The 18,214-nt window shown below is 55.7% G+C and carries 12 protein-coding genes; 2 read left to right on the top strand and 10 right to left on the bottom strand.

Annotated features, from left to right (window positions below):
• Positions 1-41: 41 nt before the first annotated feature.
• From WFJ47_RS13195 to WFJ47_RS13150, 10 genes are all read right to left on the bottom strand, one after another.
• Positions 42-1,685: an Hsp70 family protein gene (locus tag WFJ47_RS13195; protein ID WP_336763591.1), complete on the bottom strand. Its 1,644-nt coding sequence runs from the start codon at positions 1,683-1,685 to the stop codon at positions 42-44.
• A 650-nt stretch (positions 1,686-2,335) separates the two neighbouring features.
• Positions 2,336-3,649 carry a methyl-accepting chemotaxis protein gene (locus WFJ47_RS13190; RefSeq protein WP_336763590.1) on the bottom strand — a complete coding sequence of 438 codons (1,314 nt, stop codon included), beginning with the start codon at positions 3,647-3,649 and terminating at the stop codon, positions 2,336-2,338.
• A 228-nt stretch (positions 3,650-3,877) separates the two neighbouring features.
• On the bottom strand, positions 3,878-5,659 hold the full coding sequence (locus tag WFJ47_RS13185; protein WP_336763588.1) for a methyl-accepting chemotaxis protein: 1,782 nt from the start codon (positions 5,657-5,659) through the stop codon (positions 3,878-3,880).
• A 786-nt stretch (positions 5,660-6,445) separates the two neighbouring features.
• Positions 6,446-7,168, bottom strand: coding sequence for a flagellar basal body L-ring protein FlgH (gene flgH / locus WFJ47_RS13180; RefSeq protein ID WP_127101974.1), 723 nt, complete (start codon positions 7,166-7,168; stop codon positions 6,446-6,448).
• A gap of 32 nt (positions 7,169-7,200) precedes the next feature.
• Entirely contained in the window at positions 7,201-8,199 is a 999-nt protein-coding gene (flgA, locus tag WFJ47_RS13175; RefSeq protein WP_233582030.1) for a flagellar basal body P-ring formation chaperone FlgA, read from the bottom strand.
• Positions 8,200-8,206: 7 nt separating this feature from the next.
• Positions 8,207-8,992, bottom strand: a complete 786-nt coding sequence (gene flgG / locus WFJ47_RS13170; RefSeq protein WP_023980023.1) for a flagellar basal-body rod protein FlgG — start codon at positions 8,990-8,992, stop codon at positions 8,207-8,209.
• A gap of 297 nt (positions 8,993-9,289) precedes the next feature.
• Positions 9,290-10,696: a tetratricopeptide repeat-containing glycosyltransferase family protein gene (locus WFJ47_RS13165; protein WP_336763586.1), complete on the bottom strand. Its 1,407-nt coding sequence runs from the start codon at positions 10,694-10,696 to the stop codon at positions 9,290-9,292.
• Positions 10,696-11,781 carry a flagellin gene (locus tag WFJ47_RS13160; protein WP_127101976.1) on the bottom strand — a complete coding sequence of 362 codons (1,086 nt, stop codon included), beginning with the start codon at positions 11,779-11,781 and terminating at the stop codon, positions 10,696-10,698. The genes WFJ47_RS13165 and WFJ47_RS13160 overlap by 1 nt, the downstream gene beginning before the upstream one ends.
• An 18-nt stretch (positions 11,782-11,799) precedes the next feature.
• Entirely contained in the window at positions 11,800-13,368 is a 1,569-nt protein-coding gene (gene flgK, locus WFJ47_RS13155; protein WP_127101977.1) for a flagellar hook-associated protein FlgK, read from the bottom strand.
• Positions 13,369-13,552: 184 nt separating this feature from the next.
• Entirely contained in the window at positions 13,553-15,238 is a 1,686-nt protein-coding gene (locus WFJ47_RS13150; RefSeq protein WP_336763584.1) for a PAS domain-containing methyl-accepting chemotaxis protein, read from the bottom strand.
• Positions 15,239-15,739: 501 nt separating this feature from the next.
• Here WFJ47_RS13150 and WFJ47_RS13145 point away from each other — a divergent pair.
• On the top strand, positions 15,740-17,458 hold the full coding sequence (locus WFJ47_RS13145; RefSeq protein ID WP_127101979.1) for a flagellar hook-basal body complex protein: 1,719 nt from the start codon (positions 15,740-15,742) through the stop codon (positions 17,456-17,458).
• A gap of 212 nt (positions 17,459-17,670) precedes the next feature.
• Positions 17,671-18,189 carry a flagellar basal body-associated FliL family protein gene (gene fliL, locus WFJ47_RS13140; protein WP_336763583.1) on the top strand — a complete coding sequence of 173 codons (519 nt, stop codon included), beginning with the start codon at positions 17,671-17,673 and terminating at the stop codon, positions 18,187-18,189.
• Positions 18,190-18,214 lie beyond the last annotated feature (25 nt).

Raw genomic sequence — 18,214 nt, 5'->3', positions numbered from 1 at the left:
CTTCAGAACCTGAGATTTTTCTCGAAATCATCCAGCCACGCCTAAAAACTCTCGCGCAGGCCAGTGAGATCTTTAACCGACAGGGTCTTCAGTCTCGCATGGAACATCGATAACTGTTCGAGAACCTGGTCGCGTTGCCACCCTACGCATTCTGCGAAGAGTCGTTCGGCACGGGCGATCAATGCGCGATTGACCGCCTGATCACGCGGCGCAAGCTTGAGTTCCTGTAACGACGCGAAGCGGCTTTCCACTTCCTCCTCAGACAGGCCACTCTGACCAGTGAAGATCTGTCGCGTGGTCTCGCCGCTCCTTGTAACGAGAATTTCGACCTCGAGAGCGCCGCTGATGTCATAGGTGAAGCGCGTCTCGATATTGTCGAACGTCGTGCTCCCGGGTGGTAGCGTGATCTGGAGGGTCCCAAGCTCGACATTCATGTCAGGTCGAATGTTTTCGCCCTGTAGAACCCTGAAGAGTAGGGCTTTCTGCCCGTCAACGACCGGATGATAATGGCTCTTATGGGAAACGGGGATGATTGTATTACGCTCGATGATCACGCTCATGATCATTTCACCTGACGTGCCGTCGAGACAGGCAACACCGAGGCTGAAAGGACAGACATCGGTCATCATCACGTCTTCCAGCGCGGCGTCGCGCTGAGCCAGGCCGACCTGAACTGCCGCCCCTAACCCGATCAGATGATCGGGGCGGCCATGGGCAAGCGGGAAGCGATGGAAGAGACGCGTTACGAGCCCAAGTACCAAGGGCATACGCGAGGCCCCCCCGACCAGAACGATCTCGTCAATTTCCGCAGCTGAAATGGACGCGTCATTGATCACGCGGGTAATCGGTGCCCGCAACCGCGCGATGAGCCCCGCAGCGGCCTCCTCAAATCGCTCACGCGTAAGCGACCATTCGACTGGGCCGCTCTCTAGGGCGACCTTACTGGTGGCGCAGTCGCTATTCGTCAGGCCCTGCTTGATCGCCTCGGCCGAGCTCAACATCTGCGCATAGTCGTACGGAGAAAGGCGACTTGCCTCGACCTTCTGATCGGCGAGAAAAAGCGATGCGATCAGGTCGCGGAAATCGTTCCCCCCTAAGGAAGAGTCACCTGACGACGCCCGTATCTCCATGACGCCGTCAAACTTGTTGAGAAGCGAGACGTCGAACGTCCCTCCCCCCAGATCAAGAACGAGAAAATGTCCCTCTCGGCGGCTCTCGAGGCCATAGGCCAGGGCAGCCGCTGTCGGCTCATTGACCAGGCGCAATGCCTCCAGCCCTGCCAAGCGCGCCGCCGCGAGAGTCGCACGTCTCTGCGGCTCCGCGAAATACGCAGGAACGGAGATGATCGCCTGCCCTACTGGCACCCCGAGCAGCGCCTCGGCATCCTGCTTCAGGCTCTTGAGGACAAGTGCCGAGAGTTCCTCTGGACGGAACTCCCGCTTGGCGATCGTGACCCTCGTGTTTGTGCCCATCAACCGTTTGAACCCAGCAGTGCTACGGTCAGGATGGGTAATGAGACGGTCGATTGCCGGCTTGCCAATCAGTATCGAGCCGTCTTCTGCAATACTGACTGCGGAGGGCGTCAGGGTGTCGCCTAAAGCGTTCGGTATCAGCTTGGGTATGCCATCCTCGAGATAGGCAGCGACCGAGTTGCTGGTCCCCAGATCAATTCCAATACACGTCACGTCGGCACTTCTTCTCGGTCCTCGTCTGTCGCATGAGCGCGACACGTCTTTGACCGAGGATGCTAAGAGCGATGTATCAAGAAAAGAGGATGAAAATTGACTATTTCTCGATCACGCGAGGCCCGGCGTTGGTAATAAGACGGTCACGGCGTTGTGGAAAACCGCTCCATGCGCGTCGATAGGGTGATCTGGACAGCGAAACACGCCAAAGAGCAGGACGATCCGGCGCGGGGACTTATCCCCTGCTCTTAGGCCACTATCATGCGTGCTTCTACGTGACGGATCTAAGAAGTGAAATTCTGCGCCGCCTTTCACGGGTGGGTCGGAGCTCGGGTGAGTCACGCCGCCATTGAAATTTCATTCTGGCGGAACCGTCATGGAAAGGCGTACTCATGCAGAGGATCCGCGCGGAATGAGCAGAGAGTCAAGGCTCTCCCCCAATGGTCCATGATGATGGGACCGAGGAGGCGTAATCGGCGAGCAGCGTAGGCGCTAGAAATGTTCTCCTCAACAGTCAGTCACGGTCCCTGCTTTCGTGATGGGCACCGCACGAGCGCGAACAAACCCTATGTCACGAAATCTAATGCGTCTCGACGACGCATCAGATTCTGCAACGGTGATATGAGCGGTGGCCAGGACCTCTAATCCTGTCAAGAGAACTCCAAGTCGACACCGGAGGATGCGTCCTCGGTTCCGGAAGGAGAGAAGGACTTCAAAAATTCGTTCAAAGAACCTATCCTGTTATCGAGATCGAGACAGGTCTCATTAACCCCGGCGGTCATGAACATATTGTCTCCAGCAATTTCTTCGATCGATTTGATATTTCTATTGATCTCGCCAATATTGGAAGCCTGCTGCTGGGTCGTGTCACGTATATCGCGGATGAGCTCGTCGACGCTTGTGACCTGTCGTACAATTCGTTCCAAACCATGCTCCACATTCTCGGCAAGACGCACCCCAATCGTCATTCTCTCTCGCGATTCAGCGACAAGCGTAGCAATTACCTGTGCGGCTTCGGCTGACCTGTGTGCCAGCGCTCTGATCTCATCAGCGACGACCCCGAAACCTTTACCTTCCTGACCGGCATGCGCGGCCTCGACCGCTGCATTGAATGACAATAGCCGTGTTTGAAGGCTGATATCCTCAATCAGACCGAGACTCTCGACCATATCACGGTAACGCGTTGCTATCTCCGTGATTGCCTTGACCGTCTCACCCACCACAATACGGAAGGCGGCGGCATTCTCGTTGACATCGGAAACAAGGTGCCGAGCAGCATCGACATTCTCTGCGGTCGCCTGAACGGCATCGTTCATTTCACGCATACTCGAAGCGGTCACAGTCAGATCCTCTGTCTGCCTGTGGGTGCGCCCCGAAAGCGCCAGACTTCCCTCCCTGATCGACGCCGAGACCTGATGGACTGTCTTCACGCTCGACGAAATGGTTGTGATCACTCGACGGAGGTCGTTTGCGGTCTGCTTGGAGTAACGCGCAGACTCTTCACTTTGCCGGCTTATCGCTCGGACGAGGGAGAGCGTTGACCCCACACCGAGGTAACGTCCTTTCCGAACGACGATAAAACCCTGATAGAGATCGTTTACATCGGCGTTTAACAAAAACTGCGTATAATCGCTTATTGCGACATCGTGCTCGACAATCTTTGGTTCGCTCTGCACGAGCAAGTCCACACGTCTTCGCGTGTATAGGGCGCGGCCAAATCGACCGGACATTACCCCGAAGAAGAACTGTCGATCAATAATCCCGAGCGGCCGCCCATCTTCAGCGACAATGGCGACCATCATCAAATCAGCCTGGCCAGTAAAAAGCGTATTGAGCGTCGCGCCGATATCATTTGCTCTCAGAACGGGGACATCCTCCACAATATCCGACATATACAGCGCAGGGATTGCGCGCTCATGGACGCCGCGAGCAGAACTTGATGCGCCGTTCCGAGTATCGAGCATGGTTAACCCCACAATATATGACAAATATATGACAGACGATCCGCACGCGGACTTGAACAAATACCGCTCGCGATCAATCAATTACACGTCCGCCGAGTGATCTGTATCCCTTCACAACGCATTATTCGTTAAATCTTATTTTATCCCCTCACATAAAAAAACCCGGCAATCGCGTTGCATGCGATCACCGGGCCAGAAACTGCATGCAGCGGCGTGCAGATACAGGAATTATTTTTCCAGTTGGAACTGGGCAACCCGATCGCGCAGAACACTTGCAGCCTTATCAAGCGAAGAGATGGCGGCCGTATTCTCCTCTACCATCGCAGCATTTTGCTGTGTGGATCTCGTCATCTCGCCAACTGCAAGATTGATCTCCTGCATTGCTGAGAACTGCCCAGTCGAAGAGTGGGCAATCTCGGCAACGAGTTTGTCGATCTCGGCTACCTGATTGAGGATGACGCCCAATGCGCCTCCCGCCTCGCGCACGAGCCGGACACCATCGGAGACGAAATCGCTCGAGCTTGATACCATCTCTTTTACCCGACGCGCGCCTTCCGTGGAACGCTGCGCAAGGGTCCGCACCTCTGTTGCGACCACGGCGAATCCGCGCCCCGCGTCTCCTGCGCGCGCTGCCTCGATGCCCGCGTTCAGGGCAAGCAGATTGGTCTGGAAAGCAATTTCATCGATCAGCCCAATCACCTGACTAATCTGGGCGAAGCTGCTCTCGATCTGGCTCATGGCATTGACGGCATTATGGACCATCGAGCCCGACTTTTCGGCTCCTAGGCGGGTGTCATCCGTTACGGTTGCTGCCTTCTTGGCACTATCGGCGGCATCTTTCAGCATACTGACAACACGTTCGATGGCCGCCGACGACTGCTCAATGCTCGCCGCCTGCTGCTCCGTGCGGCGCGACATGTCGTTCGAGGCGACAGAAATCTCTCCGGTGCCGGAGCCGATCGCCATAACGCTCTGCTGGATAACCGAGAATGTCTGGTTGAGCCGCTCGAATGCATCGTTGAAATCGGTCTTCATCACCTGAAGGCGCTGCGGCAACGGCACGTCTATACGATAAACTAGATTGCCCTCGGCGGCAGCTGCCAAGCCGTTGCGTATGGCTTCGACCGCACGGGATTCTTCTTCCAATTCCTTGGCAACGCGCGCGGCATTCTCGGCCCGCTCTTTCGCCACGGCCTCTCGCTCGACCGCTTGCTCGGCAGCTTGAGCCTTGGCCTGCTGCAACCCGGCCTGGATCGTGCTGAGAGCCTTGGCCATGTCACCCACTTCGTCCCCTCGCTCGAGGCAGGGGATATTGTCGTCCAAACGCCCCTCAGCGATCCCAAGCATGCGATCACGGACCCTCAGGAGCGGCGCAACGATTGTTCTCTGGCTCATAAGGAGGGTTATGACGAGAATGATGATCTGAACAAGGACGAGACCGATGACACAATTGCGTACGGAAACACTCGTCTCCTGCGCGAGACGGTTCGAGGCGATCTCAACCTGAGTGATACGGCGGCCGGTAATGGCACCGATGTCGATTGCAAGATGAACACCATCCTGATCAGATGCCTGTGCGATCAGGCGCATCTTCGCCACATCCCCTTTGTTCAGTGCGGCAAGAAGACTATTGAGTTGCTGCTCGAAGGTGCCGTAGCGTGACAAGAGCGGATCGAGCGTCGGGATAAGACGCGGATCGACTCGCACCGCTTCAGCGAAGATCTCTCGCGTCCCTTTCATGTCCTTCTGGAAGCGTGTGACGACATCACCGATGAAGGGGCTGCCAGCCTGGTCAATGAGCAAGTGAGAAGCATACAATAATGCGTTCAGCTTATCACTGATACGCGCAAGCATAATGGTGCCGCGGTCATCAGAATTAATGAAGGATCGATATCGCGAGCCAGATTGTAACTGGTTACTCACCAGAAACCCGGCACCGATGAACGTCACAAGCGTCAATGTTATTGCAACCAGCGCAATCTTGGTTTTGAAGCGAAGGACATTGAACATGGGGAGGTTGAGCCTTTTCTCAGCGTACCCCCCATTCGTCCTCCATAATTATTAAAAAATCGTCTCACCGATGAGCGATATTCCGCTATCGAAACACCGTCTCAACATCAGATCCTGGAAAACGCTTTTGCCGCCCTAAAAGACGAGGAACAGCCCTGCTGTAAAATGGTATGAGCGCTTAGCCGGAGGTTATATCTTGCTTCTCAAAGTTGCTTGGTAAGCCCGGTCTCAGCGCCATCTTCAGAAAACCGAACAACGTTGCGCCCGAAAAAGAAAGCACGGCTGAAATCTCGCAGATGGCCGTTAGTTTTTCCAAGGATCCATTGAATTGATCGAAATCCGCGAGCCATTCTCCGATACCGGACAATATCGCCACGCATAATGTCTCTGCGATCCCCAAGCCTGCGCACAGGACCAATAATTTCGTTAGCATGCGATACTCTCAATCATCTATTTCTAGCGAGAGCTTCGATTCGTAGGGGCCAATCGTTAAAAGAACATAGCCACGCGCGTTGGAAAGCCTTGGTGGGATCCATACTTCTGTATCGATTCGGCAGAAATATCGCGGGGCTTTAAGCGAGAAGAACCCTTAAAAAAAACTCGTGGGTCAGATATGGCGAGTGTGTCAGTTAGGCCAGCGTCGAGATGGAGCCTTGCCGGCTCCATTTTCCTAGCCTGGCTTTCGACATTGACGCGCCGGGGCATTTCACCGCGTCACCGCTTTCGATCTCGGTTTTCCGGACTATCCATTCAGAAAGCTGAGCTGTAGAGCATCGAGGTGACAGATCAGAATGGCAGCACACCGTTCATGATCTGCTGTCCCCAACGAGCGCTTTGTACAGTGGTCAACTGCCCACGACCGCCATAGGATATCCTCGCCTCCGCAATGCGGTCGTGGGTAACGATATTGTCCTCGGTGATGTCCTGGGGTCGCACAACCCCGCTGACCATCAGTTGACGCAACTCGCCATTGATACGTACTTCCTGCCTCGCAACGACAACAAAATTGCCGTTTGGCAGAACCTGCGTCACCGTCCCAGCGAGAGCGAGAGTAACCGTTTCGTTGCGGCGAATGACACCGGCCCCGGTATTCGCGCTTGCACTACTGGTATCGAGCGCGCTGCTGCTGGATAGTACCTTACCCTGTGCACCGAAAAAGCTCGGGATACCAAATGTTTGCGAACCGCTCCCGGCAACAGTCGTATTATCATTCAGAGCTGCATTGTCAGAAATATTGACATTGATCGTGATCAGGTCCCCTACCTGAGAGGCGCGCTGATCTTTGAAAAAAGCGCGACTGCCGGAACGCCACAAACTGCCCACTTCTGTCGGCGGGGGCTGAAGAGGCGGCATGGGCATGGTCACCGGACGATAATCCGGAGACTGGGTCGGATCCGAGGTGTGCGTCATTCTAGGCGGATGTCCCAATTCGGTCAGATCAGCCAACGACGTGCAGCCGCTCAGCAGAAGCAGAGCAATCAACGAGCCACCTGAGAGCACAAGTTTCATCGTATCGGGGCCTATTTATCGCCAATAATCTGTCAAGGCGCGGGATTGCGCAGGGACGCCGAAAGTCGACGCATCGTATTGGGGTCGGAAGGCACGGGATGGCTCGTCAATTCGACCTCAACGTTCGAACTATCCATGACCCGTCCGCTTACAATCATGCCGCTTGCCTCGTTAAGTGCCCGTACCTGCTGACGGGCTGCGGCATCTTCCAAAACCCGTCCCGCAATCGATAGCCTCAACCCTGGCGCGACATAGGATATCAGAACCGGGTCTCCCTTGTGCATAAGAACGGTCCGTTGGAGATCTTGAGCGATGACCGCGGCGCCAGCTACGACACCGCGGCTGACCGTCTGCCCCTCGGCTTCACTTTCATCGGTTACGGCACGAGACGGAATATGCCCGGCATAGGACTCGTCCATCCTGACATCAGCCGAGGTAATCACGCTTCCAGCTGGAAGGGAGTGAGTGAAGACCATCACGCGTTGAGTGGCATGGACAACGCCAGTCAGCATGAACGAGTCTGACGTCAAATCCCCTGAAGGATGCGCCCTATAGACAGTGGAAGAAAACCAGCCGCTTCGCTGATCCCACTTGACGTCAGAAAGCACGACCGGCTCGGCCTCGTCTGACGATACCATCATCGGATGGAAATCATGAAGTGCGATGGAAACAGGGCCTTCGCCGAGATCTGGCAAGTTTTTCCGTATCAACGCGATGAAATAGGCTTCATCCAGAATTCTGCCTGCGCGGGTAATGGTCATTGAGGCGGAAGATGATTGATCCTCCCAATCAACGCCGTACTGATCGGCCAAGGCAATCAATTGCTGACCTCCGACCTGAATACTCGTTCCAGGAGCGGGACCCGGCCCAAGTACGCGATCCTGCCCCGGCTCTAGGCCGGAAAATATGTCGGAGAGGCGGACTGTGGATGCGGAAATCATTGACGAACTGCGCAGCGTCGCAGCATCGCCAGGCCCGGTTACGCAGACCAGCATCAGTCCCGCCATCAGAGCGATCGTGAGCCCCCGCATTTCCATGTCACCGCAGATTGGTCAGGGTTTGTAGCATCTCGTTCGAAGCGGTAATGACCTTACTATTCATTTCATAAGCGCGTTGCGCAGTGATCAAGGCAGTAATCTCGGTGACGACGTTGACCGAGGATTCTTCAACGAACCCCTGACGGACCGAGCCGTAGCCCTCGCTTTGCGGCGTGCTTAAATTGGCGGTCCCGGACGAGGTCGTCTCCGTGAAAAGGTTTTGACCCATCGCAGTCAGGCCATTTTCATTCTGGAACGTTGCAAGCTGTAATTGTCCGGCCACCTGCGCGGTCGTTTGACCCGATAATGTGTACTGCACCTGCCCTGACTGATCGATTGTGATGTTTTCGGCGTTATTCGGAACAGAAATATTGGGAGAGAGCGGGTATCCGTCAGCCGTGACGATCGTACCGTCTTCCGAAAGGGAAAATGTTCCGTCCCTAGTATAGGCATATTCACCCGATGGCAGCGTGACACGGAAATAGCCACGTCCCTCGATCGCAAGATCGAGCGAATTACCCGTTTGCTCCAGCGTGCCCTGCTCGTTGATACGATAGATACCTGCGGTCCTGACACCCAGACCCACCTGAGCCCCCGCAGGAACGAGGTCGCCCGTATCAGAGCTCATCGTACCGGCGCGACGCAGGTCTTGATAAATGAGATCCTGAAACTCCGCACGACGGCGCTTGTAACCAGTCGTCGTCATATTCGCGATATTGTTCGAAATTGTCTCGACGTTCGTCGTCTGGGCCTGCATGCCCGTATTCGCGATATCAAGCGATCTCATCATTTAAAGACAATCTCCCGCAGAGCAGTCTCGGCGCCGCTCTCAGCATCACTATAATGTTTGTGCTCGCAGAGGGGCCGCTTTCCAGAGGCATACTCCGCGCTAATATCAGGCGAATGGTAAATTTTAAGGTAAGCAAAATTGATCCCTCGCCAACCGCAACGGCGGTCATCACGAGGTGGTTACAGCCTACAACGCTTTGTTGCACAATACGAGGGTCGAGGAATGAAACTTTCCAGAAAATCCGAAATCGGTCCCATCCGCGTCTTTTAGGACACGCCCGTACCGTCACCAAGCCTACTTTACGGAAGACCGCCCCTGCACGATCAAGCGTTCAAGATCTGCGGCGACGTTCAGAACAGGCTGCGTCCAATCGAGCGGATTAGTCTGCTGATAAATGCACACCGACTCATACCATGGCGAATCTTTCCTCCCGGAAAGCCACCGCCAACACTGATCGTACCGGGACAAAAGCCATGTGGGCTTACCAAGGCCCGCAGCAACATGGGCGGTAGAAGTGTCCACTGCGATCACCAGATCAAGAGTGCTGATGAGCGCGGCGGTATCGTCAAAACTCGCTATATGCGCCGTGTGATCAACGACGCGCATTCCCTCCGGTGGCGAAAGGGCCTGACCGGCACGCTCCCCTAATTGCAAGCTGTAAAATACGAGAGAGCTGTGGTGCCGTGCCACCTCTCCCAATGGAGCCAACTGACCCAGATCCATTGAGCGTCGATGGTCCGCCAGAAAAGCGGCCTGAATTTCAGGGTGCGGAGCGCCTGCCCAGACCAGTCCGACGCGGAAAGCATCGCTCTTGGCGCCGTCCGTGTCTGCAGCGATCAAATCGCGCCACCACGAAATCTTGAGAGGGTCAGCAAACAGATATCTGCCCGCATCAGGAATTGCAGGTAGCGTGATCCCCAACGCGTGCGGGAGGCTCAATACGGGACATTCCAGATCGTACTCAGGAAGCGGATCGGCCTCCGAGGTCACGAGCACACCGGATAAGCTGCGTCTCAGGAGGGAGACGAGCTCTGGCCGCACCCGCAAAATGACCCGCCCAACGCGACGAGCTGCTATCGGCGCCAGTCGCGAGAACTGCAATACGTCCCCGAAACCTCCCTCCGTGAAGACGAGAAGGGTCTGATCCTGGGCTTCCTGGCCCGCCCAACGCGGCTTATCCGTTGGCTGACTGTTGGCACGTATAGCCGTCCAGCGATGCTCGTATTCCGCGAAACCCTCGAGATAGTCCCCGCTTTGAAGGAGGGACACCGCGCGGTTCGTCCGGCTGTAGACATTCTGACCATCGATCTGAACGGCAGCATCATGAAATCCTCGCGCCAGCGCGTGGTCCCCTCGATGATCCAGAGCGACACCCATATTACTCAGGGCGAGAGCGTGCGAAGGATCGAGCCTAAGCGCGTTGCGATAGCACGCTATCGCATTCTCGTATTGACTCAAATGCAGAAAACTATTGCCGATATTTGACCAGGCATCAGGCAAGTTTGGATCCAGCGTGACTGCACGCCCCAGCAATGCGAGGGCGTCGGTAAACCGATTTTGCAGATTGAGCAGTCCGCCGTAATTGCTCAGCGTGCGCGCATTATCGGGAGAGCTTTGAAGCCGCGCCTGATAGGCTGCCGCGGCCGCTTCGTAGCTGCCAGCAAGTTGGAGCGCCTCTGCGCTACCCTGCGGATGCGTCATCACAAGTAATCCGCGAGCGTCATGCCCTTCATGTTGGAAATCAGGATGTATGAAGCATTCAGTGCTGTCTTGATATTCGCGGCATTAGTCGCGACCGTGGCCATGTCAGCATTCCGTGCGTCCCCCAACTGCGTCTGTAGCATGGAGGACACCCCCGTCAGAAGGGTCGACTGCGCTGTAAGGCTGTTTTGCGTGGCGCCGACCGCCCCCTCCTGCTCCGTTAATTGGCTGATGGTCGTACCGAGGGACGCATAGAGTTGTTTTGCAAGATCCGAAAAGCCAGGTGTGTTGGACGACATTCCACTCATGGAGGAAACTGCCATCAAGTCGCGCATCAGATCCCTGATGGGGGAACCGGTGGAGTTGTCCGAGCTTGACGAAGTCGTTGAGGACTGCGTCGCCACGATACCGAAACTCGTTGTCCCATTGGTTCCGCTCATAATCGCCCGCTGATTGGACACTGCCTGCGAAGGCGATACGGAAAGGGACGCCGAGAATACCGTGAGCGCTTGGTCAGTAGACCCAGCAAGTGTGGTCGCCTGGGAGAAGACCGCACTGGCATTTGTCCCGTTGAGCGACTGGACGCTTGCGGCAATTTGTTCCGCCAAACTGCTGGATGAAAGCGTGCCACTCCCTTTGATAGGTGCCGTGTTGCTATCTGTCCCGGCAAACACGTAATTCGCACCGTCGCTGGTGTTGAGGACAGTTTTCAGACTAGCGAGCGCACTCGTCGCGGAGGAAGACGCTGCGGCCACCTGACTCGTCGTCGCGGTCCCTGAAATCCCGAGCAGATTGGTCGAAAGCGTCTGTGCAAGGGAAACGAGCTGATTCAGGCCCGTCGCTGTCACAGAGAGCGTGCTCTGCGCGTTCGTGATATTCGACTGCCAGGCTTCGACCTGGGTAACCTTGGGAGTAAGGCTAAGCACTGTCGATCGTGACGACCCGAGATCAGCATAAGTAGCCCCGGTGATCCCGGTGCTACTTTGCCACGTAGCCACCTCCTGCTGCGCGTTGAGATCCTTGACGCTCGCTTCGAGGATCAGGGAGAGAGCCGACCCTCCGAACTGGCCTATCGAACTGCTCATGAGAGTTCCCCGAAACGCTTACTGGATTGCGGACAAGAGTGCGTTGAACATGGTTTGGACGGTGGAAATTATCTTCGCATTGGCCGTGTAGGCATTCTGAAGAGCGACCGTCTTCGCCATCTCATCATTCACATTGACGCCGGAAACGTCAGCAACCTTGGTTTGCAGCAGGGTGACCACCGCGGTGCTCGAGGTGACGCCGGAACTCGCTGCCGCGATCGTTGCCCCCTGATTGGAAGTCAGGGCGGCAGAGAGGGCCAGAAGTCCCTGGTTACCGGTATAGCCGGTCGAGAGAGATCCGGCAGGACCAAGATTAGTAGATGGTGCTGCAAGCGTACCGTTCACGTCTGAGGGGTCTGAACCAAATCCTACTGTCAGCACGTTGCTGACAGTTGTGGTGACGCCAGTGCTTGTGGTCCCGTCACTGTTGGTCGTAGTCGTGAGCTGGGACGGATCGTTGCTGTAGACGCTGTTAACACTCAGCGAAGAGGACAGCCCGACAATCCCCTGCGGAACAGGCTTGGTCAGATCACTGCCTTGAAGTGAGCTGGAGGCACCCGCATCGGAACTCGTAACGAATAGGGGAAGCCCTGCGCTGCTGAACCGGTTCATCACCGTGTATGAGAATGAGTCCAGCTGAGCCTGCATCTGAGGGTAGACAGTATCGCGCAAGGCAATATTGCCCCCGATACTACCCCCCGTGAGGCTGGACGTGATATCCTGACCGGAAAGCGTGATCCCCGGTATAGAGGAATTGCTGTTCTGAGCGCTGTAGTAAGAACTGCTCGAAAGGGTCGCGCTCGATGTCGAAAGCGGCCACGTAGAGCTGGGCAATGTCTGTGTCGCATCGTCTTGCCCAATCTGGTCCGGCCTTGTCGGCAATTGTGTGCCGTCCGCCGTACGCACGATCATATCGCCATTGGCCTTGGTCGAAAACGAGACGCTCAGTTCTGAGGACAGGTCTGACATCACGCCGAGACGTTGATTTTCGAGATCTGCCGTATTCTGACCCAGACTTTTGAACTTGATGATCTGTTGAGACAGCGCCCCGATCTGGGTGAGGCCAGAGTTAATCGAGGAAACGTCCGACACAACCCCATCTGCTGCCGCTTGACGCTGTGATGCATAGGTCGAAGCGAGGGTCTGAACCGTCGTTGTCAACGCTGATGCCTTATTGATGACAGCAGTCTGGGAGGCGCTCTGTGTCGGCGTCGAGGTCAACGAAATGAGCGCGCTCTGCAAATTTCCGAGCTGATCTGAAAGCGAAGACGTACTCCCTGAATCCGCCGATGTCGAGCCTTGTATGGATGAGACAGAGGCAAGCGAATTACTCATCACCGTGTAGGATGATGCCTGAGCATTCTGCTGGTAAAGTGACGCCTGCAAGGCCTGATTGATTGCGAGTTGCGTGTTGCCGATCCGCACCCCGGTTCCGAAGCCCGCAGCCACGGAGGAGAGTGTCGCGGCTGTTTCGCGCACATATCCAGTTGTGTTCGCATTCGCCACGTTATTGGCGGTCACTGCGTACTGTGCCTCAATGACACTGAGACTACCCGTAGCAATAGAGAGGGATGCCAGGAGGTTCATAGGAGTCCAGTCAGCAGAGGAAGGCGGAAATCATCCAGGATGGACCAGGATAAAAAGGCCTATCTTCACGGGGTTTGTAACTTATAACGCAGTTCGTAAGGACAAATGGTTTCAGAAAGGTTTCCAGACGATCTTCGAGCAGGGGGCGCCTCGCCATGTTATGGCCAGGCGCCTTATACAGGCCCTAAGCTGCGATGGCCGGCGCCTTACCAGGAACAGCCTCGCTGAGGGTGAACTCCGCCACAAGCCCCTTCAGGCGACCCGCTTCAACGCCGAGGCTATTTGCCGCCGCAGTTGCCTCCTCAACCATCGCCGCGTTTTGTTGAGTGACGCGATCAAGTTGTCCGACCGCCTGGTTCACCTGCCCGAGGCCCTCAGCCTGGTCCTCTGACCCGACAGCGATCTCTGATAGAAGACCGTCAATTCCGGATATACGCTCGACAATCCCGCCCAAAGCGGAACCTGCATCGACAATGAGACCCGCGCCACGATCCACGTGGGCCGTGCTTTCGGAGATGAGGACACGTATCTCCTGAGAGGCCTTTGCGGATCGCTCGGCGAGCGCACGAACTTCGGTAGCCACGACGGAAAAACCCCGCCCGGCTTCACCCGCACGCGCCGCCTCGACCGCCGCATTCAGCGCCAGCAGATTGGTCTGAAATGCAATCTGCTCGATCATTCCTGTGATCTGCGATATCGACTTCGATGCCTCGCGCATTCGTTCCATCGCGACAACCGCATCATCGACGATTTTGCTCGCCGCCAAGGCCTCCCCCCTTGCCGATGATGCTGACGCAGCAGCAGCTTTGGCGCTATCGGCCCCCTGCGACACGCGCGCTGTAATCTGGTTCAACGTAACCGCAGTGCGCTCGAGATTCCCTGCCTGGATTTCCGTTCTCTGTGCGAGATCATTTGATGCGACAACGATCTCATTCGCGCCGTTCGCAACGGTCCCCACCGAGGCAGCAACGCCCCCGAGAGTTATATCTAACTTGGCGATCGCCCTGTTGAAATCCTCCCGCAGCTTCTCGTATGTGGGATCGATCTCGCCATTGAGGCGAAAACTCAGGATATTATCCGCCAGACGCGCCAATCCCTTGCCGACATCGTCGATCGCCCGAACGCGTCCCGTGATGACGGTCGCGAACTTGACGACCTTGACCACGCCACCCTGCATATCGAAAATAGGATTGTAGGACGCCTGCAACCAGACAGGCTCTCCTCGACTATTCAGACGCTTGCACTCTAACGGCACATACTCACCAGATCGAAGCTTGTCCCAAAAGGCCTTGTACTCCGGAGTTGCCGCCATCTCTGGCCCCACAAAAATCGCATGGTTGCGCCCGACTAACTCCGTCAAAGAGTAAGACATCGCAGTCAGGAAATTCTCGTTAGCGGTGAGGATCGTCCCGTCGGGGGCAAACTCAATCACAGCCTGCGCACGCGAAATCGCGTCGAGTTTGCCCGCAGTATCAGCACGAAGCGTCGCCGCCTCAGTAACAACGGCCGCAACCTTGACGACTTTGTAAACCTTGCCGGACACATCTCTGACCGGATTGTAGCTTGCCTGAAGCAAAACTTCAGATCCACTCTTCGAGATCCGGACACATTCCTGAGTGCAAAAAACGCCCTGGGCTAGCCCACGCCAAAATGAGGCGTAGTCAGCGCTTGCAGAGTAAGCGGCATCGACAAAAAGCCTGTGATGCCGCCCAACAATTTCATCGAGACGATACCCCATCGCTTCGCAGAAATTCTCATTCGCATTCAAAATAATGCCGTTGATATCAAATTCGATGAATGCCAGCGCACGGTCAAGCGCATTGAGCTTGGCTTTGGCATCCGCCCAGCCACCAGGCCACGACTTGAGCATCGATTCTTACTCCGGAGATAGGCTGTCAAAAATTGAGGGAGGGCTGGTCAATGCGGACCCTAAGCCACATAGGTGAAGATCAGTTTAATCGCGCCGACTTTGACGCGACTCCCAGATGAACCGGCCTTCTACCGGTCAACTCATATGTTCGTGCAAATGGTTAACGAAAGGTTTATTGTTCTCATTTGGCGCATCTCGGGGTCAGGCCTAGGCAGATTTCCGCCTCTACCGCACTCGGTATGCGCCATTGCCGGACATCGGGAAAAACATCGTAACAAAGCTTGCGTTTCCGTCAGCGCGTGCTACCCAATGTGCCGCTAGGCTTCATGTCGCTCGGAAAATGTTGCTGTCCGTGCTCTCAGCTCGGGCCGACTGCCGCCGATCCGCCTAAGGCGTTGTGCATTTTTATCTTGTCTCGTTCATTTAACATTTGGATGTTTCGTATTTAATGCCCATAGCGGCAGGCGAAGCAGCCCGCGGCACAAAGGTCGAGGACACCCAATGTCAGTATTCAATGCGCTCACGACGGCTGTCAGCGGCATAAACGCGCAGTCGACTGCCTTTACGAATTTGAGCAACAACATCGCAAACAGCCAGACTGTTGGATATAAGGCCGATACGACAGCGTTTCAGAATTTCGTCGCGGGTTCCTTGATCGGCAACACGGCTTCCGCAGACGTCTCGGATTCAGTTTCTGCAATCACCGTGCAGCACGTTGACGATCAGGGAACACCGACAAGCAGCAGCAACAGCCTTTCCTCGGCCATTTCTGGAAACGGACTATTCGTTGTCTCGAAAGCTACCGGAGCGAGCAGCACAAGCACGACGCAGTTTTCCAACCAAAGCTATTTCACCCGGAACGGCGAGTTTTCCCAAAATAACCAAGGCTATCTAGTTAATACGAGCGGCTACTATATGGACGGCTACATGGTCGATCCGTCTTCCGGCCAACTCGGAACGACTGTGACACAGATTAATGTCGGAAACGTGGCTTATCGTCCGCCCCAGACGAACACGCTCACCCTTACCGCAACGGTAGGGACGATGCCGGCAAACACGGCAAATTACACCGCCGCCGATGCGCAAACCTACACGACGGCTCCAGTGACAGTCTACGATGCGAATGCAACCCAGCATCACGTAGCGCTTACCTGGTCGCAAAGCACAACAAATCCCTTGGTCTGGACCGCGAGCGCGTACGACGCGGATGGCACCGGGGCAATCAATCAGGCGAACAACACCTATAACGTCACCTTTAACAGCAACGGCACGCTGGCAAGCGTGACTGATTCGACCGGGGCGGCCGTTGGATCAACGGCGAGCGGCGCTGCCGTTACCTTGCCGATCACGGCCTCCTACGGCACGAACTCCACCCAGACGATCAATCTCTCCCTCGGCACCATTGGCGGAACGAGTGGAACGATCATGGCGCAGTCTACAGGGACGGCCAGTAAGAGTGCAGTCTCGAGCCTGACGCTAGACAGCGCAAATGCAACGCTGACTGAAAATAGCGCGCAGATCGGAACCACGACCGGCTCAAATCAGAGCTACATGACATCGCCAATCGAGGTCTCTGGCACACCCGTCTCGCTACGCTGGTCACAGACATCCGCCTCCCCCCCGACATGGAGTGTCTCGGCGATAAACTCGTCAACTGGCGCCGCGCTGAGCGCTTCGAGTTCAATTACATTCAATGCCAATGGGACAGCAAATTCGCCTCCGACCAGCCTCTCCGCAACAATCAACGGGCAGGCTTACACGGTCAATCTTCCAAACATGACCAACGCAGCTAGCCCGCTCCTCTCCACATCGAGTTCGCTCGGTCTGGATACAACGGCGCTGACATCCGATAGCATCGGCACGGGCACCTATCAGGGTGTGCAGATACAGGGCGATGGTTCGGTCATGGCTCAGTTCAGCAACGGTGCATCACAGCTCGTCGGAAAAATTGCTCTTGCCAACTTCGCCAATGTAAATGGTCTTAATGCGGTGGACGGGCAAGCCTATACGGCAACTTCCGCATCGGGCAATCCCGCCATAGGTACTGTGGGCGCCAACGGCACGGGGACGCTTTCCGTCGGCTATACGGAATCCTCAACGACAAATCTCACGAGTGATCTCTCTGCATTGATCGTTGCGCAGGAAGCTTATTCTGCAAACACTAAGGTCATCACCACTGCTGATACGCTGTTGCAAGCGACGATTGCCATGAAGCAATAACCACGGAGCTTCGAAGCTTTGCTTATGGCCACGCCCGTGACACCGTAAGGTGTCGCGTCGAGGCCGCGCTTTTAGCGTTATGCGGAGCTTCCCGCGTTACGTCACGCGTACTCTCGGAGTCGATACTTTTGTACGCGTGCGTGGCTCCCTTAATGTTACGCGCCTGCGCCCCTCGACCAACCTAACGCCCGAAGAAGGTGAGCAATAAACAAATGAGTGACTCCCGTGCGAACGATGATCTCGACATCAATATTGTTGGGGACGATCGGCTCGGAAAGACGGCTCAACCAAAACGCAAACGTCTCATTCTCATCGTCTCTTCGTTGGTGTTGCTATTGGCCATTGGGGGCGCGGGCTACTTTGCGATCCATAAGGGCTGGCTATTTTCTCACAAGGATTCGGCAGATCCTGCAGGTCAGGCTCCCACACAAACAACCATTCTGGCCGTGCCATCGATCATCTCAAGCCTCGATAACGGCGAAGGACGCCCCGTATACGTCAAGATGACAGCGCGAGTTGAGATTGCGGGCGTACAAAATGAGGCGTCCCTGCGCCGGTACATTCCGCAGATCCAGGATATTTTCCAGACGTATCTGCATGAGACACGCCCACAGGAAATAAGAGGCAATGGCGTATACAGGCTCCGTGAGACACTGCTGAGACGTCTGCGCATCGAGATCGCGCCTCTGAACATCACGAACTTCTACATTACCGAATTCCTCATCCAATAAGGCAAATTTGCATATCTACAGAGCC

The sequence above is a fragment of the Asaia sp. VD9 genome (genome assembly GCF_037150015.1).
GTDB lineage: Bacteria > Pseudomonadota > Alphaproteobacteria > Acetobacterales > Acetobacteraceae > Asaia.
Note: the sequence above shows the minus strand (reverse complement) of the source record. Positions and strands in the feature narration are given on the sequence as shown.

Excerpts from the sequence above, each read along its gene's own strand:
- WFJ47_RS13190 (WP_336763590.1), bottom strand. The coding sequence starts at position 3,649 with ATGCTCGATACTCGGAACGGCGCATCAAGTTCTGCTCGCGGCGTCCAT.
- WFJ47_RS13185 (WP_336763588.1), bottom strand. The coding sequence starts at position 5,659 with ATGTTCAATGTCCTTCGCTTCAAAACCAAGATTGCGCTGGTTGCAATA.
- flgH (WP_127101974.1), bottom strand. The coding sequence starts at position 7,168 with ATGAAACTTGTGCTCTCAGGTGGCTCGTTGATTGCTCTGCTTCTGCTG.
- flgA (WP_233582030.1), bottom strand. The coding sequence starts at position 8,199 with ATGCGGGGGCTCACGATCGCTCTGATGGCGGGACTGATGCTGGTCTGC.
- flgG (WP_023980023.1), bottom strand. The coding sequence starts at position 8,992 with ATGAGATCGCTTGATATCGCGAATACGGGCATGCAGGCCCAGACGACG.
- WFJ47_RS13165 (WP_336763586.1), bottom strand. The coding sequence starts at position 10,696 with ATGACGCATCCGCAGGGTAGCGCAGAGGCGCTCCAACTTGCTGGCAGC.
- WFJ47_RS13160 (WP_127101976.1), bottom strand. The coding sequence starts at position 11,781 with ATGAGCAGTTCGATAGGCCAGTTCGGAGGGTCGGCTCTCTCCCTGATC.
- flgK (WP_127101977.1), bottom strand. The coding sequence starts at position 13,368 with ATGAACCTCCTGGCATCCCTCTCTATTGCTACGGGTAGTCTCAGTGTC.
- WFJ47_RS13150 (WP_336763584.1), bottom strand. The coding sequence starts at position 15,238 with ATGCTCAAGTCGTGGCCTGGTGGCTGGGCGGATGCCAAAGCCAAGCTC.
- WFJ47_RS13145 (WP_127101979.1), top strand. The coding sequence starts at position 15,740 with ATGTCAGTATTCAATGCGCTCACGACGGCTGTCAGCGGCATAAACGCG.
- fliL (WP_336763583.1), top strand. The coding sequence starts at position 17,671 with ATGAGTGACTCCCGTGCGAACGATGATCTCGACATCAATATTGTTGGG.